At 60.7% G+C, this 690-nt stretch carries 1 protein-coding gene; it reads left to right on the top strand.

All coding sequences use genetic code 11. The features are described 5' to 3' along the window. Positions 1–690, top strand: a 690-nt coding sequence (locus QCE63_RS35530) for an IS256 family transposase (RefSeq protein ID WP_309839945.1), incomplete at both ends; no start/stop codon positions are given.

Here is a 690-nt window from a genome sequence, read left to right as displayed (position 1 = left end):
AGTTTGGCAGCGGTCCAATGACGGCTGAAACCATCAATTCAGCAACGATGGCGCTCAAGAAGGCTCTGATCGAGCGCGCTCTGGGCGGCGAGATGAATCACCATCTCGGCTACCCGTCCGGTGCGGCCAAGCCAGCCAACGTCACGAATCAGCGAAACGGCCGGGGTGCCAAGACGGTCCTTACTGAGGATGGCCCGATCCGTATTGAGGTGCCGCGTGACCGGGATGGCAGCTTCGAACCCATCCTGATTCCCAAGCACGAACGCCGCTTTACGGGCTTCGACGACAAGATCGTCGCCATGTATGCCCGGGGTATGACCGTACGCGAGATTCAGGGCTTCCTGTTGGAGCAATACGGCACCGAGGTCTCGCCGGACTTCATCAGCTCCGTGACCGATGAGGTCATGGCCGAGGTGACCGCCTGGCAAGCGCGGCCGCTCGAGCCGATGTATCCGGTCGTGTTCTTCGACGCACTACGGGTCAAGATTCGCGAGGATGCAGTGGTGCGCAACAAGGCGGTATATCTGGCGCTGGGCGTGCTGCCTGACGGCACGCGCGATATCCTGGGTCTATGGATCGAGAGTACCGAGGGCGCCAAATTCTGGATGAAGGTGTTCAACGATCTGAAGACGCGCGGCGTTCACGACATCCTGATCGCCGTGACCGACGGTCTGAAAGGCATGCCCGAGG

The organism is Caballeronia sp. LZ065 (assembly GCF_031450975.1).
GTDB lineage: Bacteria > Pseudomonadota > Gammaproteobacteria > Burkholderiales > Burkholderiaceae > Caballeronia.
This window is presented reverse-complemented; position numbering and strand designations above follow the sequence as displayed.